Below are 3,129 nucleotides of genomic sequence, written 5' to 3' on the forward strand. Positions count from 1 at the left end.
GGTCGCGGTAGGCCGCGAACGGGTGGCCGTCGGTGTAGACGTCGTTCAAGAACAGGATGATGCCGAGTGTGCCCAGCAGCTTTACAACATGCTCGCCGCGTGGTTCGCGGCGAACACCGGCAGCGCGTCACTGTTCGGCTACTCGCTGGGCACGCTCGGCATCATCCTGTTCTTGAACGACGTCTACACCGACGGCCACCCGTTCGCGGCCTACCGCGACCGCATCGTGTGCGTCGTGCTCATCGGCGACCCGTGGCGGCCGGCCGGCCACACGTTCTATCTGGGCCCCGACCCGGGCGGCCAGGGCATCGGCTCGCCGTACCGCACCCTTTCGCCGGCGGCCATCGCCGGGCTCGGCTGGCGTATCTGTTGGCTCGCGAACCCGACCGACATGTATACGAACAGCCCGAAGGGTGCGACCGGTCAAGTGCTCGCCGACGTCGAGCAAATCATCTTGGGCACAGCGGTTTCGGACCCGCTCGGCACGATCGAACGCGCGATTCCGTACCTGTTGCAGCTCGTCGAGAAAGACGGCGGGCTCAACACGATTTTCAACGCGCCGGCGCCGGCCGGCGGCGGCCTGTTGGGTTCGGTTCTCGGCGGCCTGAACGTCGGGTCGATCCTGACCGGCATCGCAGGCGGGTCGATGGCGCTCACACCCGGTCTGGTCGGGTTGCTTCTGCCCGTGCTCGAAAGCGGCTTCACGGGCTTGCTCGACGGCATCACCACGAACGGCGTCGAGCTGCCCGCCGGCGTGGCCGCCGACGTCCAGGCGGCGTTGCTGGCGCTCAAGTTCTACGGCGGCGGCATTCACGGGCACATCAGCTACCACGACACCCCGTGGGGCGTGGGCCCGCAAACGTATCTCGAGCTCGGCATTCAGCACGCGAACGACTGGGGCTCTCGCATCCCGGTCTTGGTCTAACCGCAACAACCGAAACGAAGGGAAATCACCGACATGCTCGCAAAACTCGCACTACTCAAGGCGTGGTTGACCAGCCCGAAGGCCAACACCGTTCGCGCGGTCATCTATGCGGCCGTGCCCGCCGTGCTCGGCGCGCTGGTGAGCACCGGCAAGCTGACGCAGGATCACGCCGCGCTGTGGTCGGCCGTCGGCGTCGCGTTCTTTGGTCCCGCGCTGGCGGCCATCTTCGCGCCGAACGGCTGGCGTACGTGGCTATTCGGGCTCATCGCGCCCGTGCAAGCACTCTTGGTCGGTCTGGGCGGGGCGAACAACGTTGTGGTGGCAGTCATCGTCGCAGTGCTGACGTCGGTCGTGAGCTCGGGCGTCGCGGCGTCCAACGTGCACCGAATCACGCCGGCCGCCAAGCACGCGCCGCCGCGCAAAGTCGCTGCATAGGCGGCGGCCCAGTGGATAAAATCAAACCCCCGCTGCTCATCGAGTCGGGCCCGGTGTATTGGAGTTTCGCGGTGATGAGCATTGCTCTTGGCGTCGTTCTCATTGCGGCGCCGGCCAACTGGTACGGGCCGAGCTGGCATTACTTCCCACAGTTGCCACACAACGGTTTCGGCATGGGCGTGTGCTGTTGCGCCATCGGCTTAGCCCAGGTCGCAACATTGGCATGGCGGCGCTCGTCGCTCGTGTTGTCGGTGCTGTTTTTCTTGGGCGGGTTCGTGTTCTGGACGGCCGGCATGATCCTCGGAGCTGAGGGAATTCTTGGCCGGCAAGGGCTCATGGAGGCGCCGTTCATGCTGGTTCTCGGCGGTCACAAGCTCGCGTTAAGCGCGTCGCTGATGAACCATCACCGCGCCAAACAAGGGACACAGGAATGATCCCGGCGTTGTTCCCAACGATTCTGGCGATTTCGGCGGCGGGCGTCGACACGGGCTCGTCGTCGAGTTTTACCGGGGCGATCATCGTGTCACTGATTACGAGCGGAGGGTTCTGGTCCGTGGTGCTGTTCGTCATCAGTCGCCGGTCGAACGAGCGTAGGGAACAAGCCGACACCCTTACCAAGAGCATCAAGGATTTACGCCGCTCGTCGTTCCTGCTCATCGACGCTTTCGAAGGCATGTTAGTGAAGCTGCAAACCGAAGACGGCGGCCGCACGTGGTCGGCTCGGTTGGCTGGCAGTGAGGTCGACCAGATTCGCACCGAAATTCGCACCGCGCGCAGTCTGCTCTACGAAGGCCAATGAAACGCATAGCCGCGCTGGCGGTCTCGGTTCTCGCGCTGTTACTGCAAGCGGCGTGGTGGGCCGGCGCGGCGTCGGCCAGCACCGGCGATCCCGGGCAGGCGCCGTGTGAGTACCCGTTTCGGGGCGTGTCGGTCGTCGTCGACCCGGTGCTCGGCCAAGCGACCGGCGGGTATTGCGAAGGGCCGCCGGAAGAAAACGGCTCGCATCATCGGTGCGCGTGGGGCGATTACACGATCGGCGGCTCGGTCGGCGGCCAGCACGCGACCGTCGGCGTCGCCGTGGGGGGCGGCGGCGGGCAATGCGACTACTTCTGCCCTGACGGCCAGGTGGCCGACTGGCCGAACCCGCCGGGAGCGTGGAAAGACCATCTCGTGCCCAAGCCGTGCAGGCCGAAGGGGGCCGACGCGCCGCCGACGGCACCTGATGACGCGCCGGCGAACGCGCCGCCCGGGCCGGCCGGCATCACGCCGGCAGTGACGAACCCTGACGCACCGAACCCTGACGCCATCGCCAACGAGCCGCGATGAAGCTGCCCGACCCCGCCGACCACCCGAACATCGTGGCCGGCATCGGCTGGTTGTGGCTCGTGCTCGTGGCCGCCGGCGGCCTCGCCTGCACGTTCGGCAAGTTCTGACCCTGTAGACAAGAACTGCCCCCTGTCCTTGAAAAGGGTTGGGGGGCAGTTTTTTTGCGTTTACAGCCGCTCGATTACAGCTGAGTTGACGACGAAGCCCATATTGTTGATCGCGAGCCGTAGGTACGGAAGATAGGATTCCAACGCCGCTCGCGCAGAGGCACCGTCAGCACCCGCGTCGTCTTCGACCTCGACGACAAGCTTGAAGGCCACGCCACCCACGTCAGGCGTCACCCCCCGCACGCGCCGGCTGGCGGCCGAAACGCGCGTACTCGCCGTATCCAGCGCGCAGTGTGTCCATCAGGCGTACCCTCCGCAACCCCCGGGCGGCGCCGG

At 66.1% G+C, this 3,129-nt stretch carries 5 protein-coding genes and 1 pseudogene; 5 read left to right on the forward strand and 1 reads right to left on the reverse strand.

Annotation, left to right across the window (positions count from 1 at the left end):
• From A5625_RS29580 to A5625_RS11905, 5 genes and pseudogenes are all read left to right on the forward strand, one after another.
• Positions 1-925 (forward strand): annotated as a pseudogene (locus A5625_RS29580) (hypothetical protein); the annotation flags it as partial.
• Positions 926-958: 33 nt separating this feature from the next.
• On the forward strand, positions 959-1,360 hold the full coding sequence (locus tag A5625_RS11890; RefSeq protein WP_066993392.1) for a hypothetical protein: 402 nt from the start codon (positions 959-961) through the stop codon (positions 1,358-1,360).
• An 11-nt stretch (positions 1,361-1,371) separates the two neighbouring features.
• Positions 1,372-1,794, forward strand: a complete 423-nt coding sequence (locus A5625_RS11895; protein WP_066993396.1) for a hypothetical protein — start codon at positions 1,372-1,374, stop codon at positions 1,792-1,794.
• Complete coding sequence (locus A5625_RS11900; protein ID WP_066993399.1) at positions 1,791-2,159, forward strand: hypothetical protein; 369 nt, start codon at positions 1,791-1,793, stop codon at positions 2,157-2,159. The genes A5625_RS11895 and A5625_RS11900 overlap by 4 nt, the downstream gene beginning before the upstream one ends.
• Positions 2,156-2,686 carry a hypothetical protein gene (locus tag A5625_RS11905; protein ID WP_066993403.1) on the forward strand — a complete coding sequence of 177 codons (531 nt, stop codon included), beginning with the start codon at positions 2,156-2,158 and terminating at the stop codon, positions 2,684-2,686. The genes A5625_RS11900 and A5625_RS11905 overlap by 4 nt, the downstream gene beginning before the upstream one ends.
• Positions 2,687-2,853: 167 nt before the next feature.
• Here the strand turns inward: A5625_RS11905 and A5625_RS29075 are convergent, their stop codons facing one another.
• Positions 2,854-3,006 carry a hypothetical protein gene (locus A5625_RS29075; RefSeq protein ID WP_156748148.1) on the reverse strand — a complete coding sequence of 51 codons (153 nt, stop codon included), beginning with the start codon at positions 3,004-3,006 and terminating at the stop codon, positions 2,854-2,856.
• Between the last annotated feature and the right edge of the window lie 123 nt (positions 3,007-3,129).

Source organism: Mycobacterium sp. 1465703.0, from assembly GCF_001672975.1.
In the GTDB taxonomy this organism is placed as follows: Bacteria; Actinomycetota; Actinomycetes; order Mycobacteriales; family Mycobacteriaceae; genus Mycobacterium.

Bases quoted from the DNA above. Each gene is read 5' to 3' on its own strand.
- A5625_RS11890 (WP_066993392.1), top strand. From the start codon at position 959: ATGCTCGCAAAACTCGCACTACTCAAGGCGTGGTTGACCAGCCCGAAG.
- A5625_RS11900 (WP_066993399.1), top strand. From the start codon at position 1,791: ATGATCCCGGCGTTGTTCCCAACGATTCTGGCGATTTCGGCGGCGGGC.
- A5625_RS11905 (WP_066993403.1), top strand. From the start codon at position 2,156: ATGAAACGCATAGCCGCGCTGGCGGTCTCGGTTCTCGCGCTGTTACTG.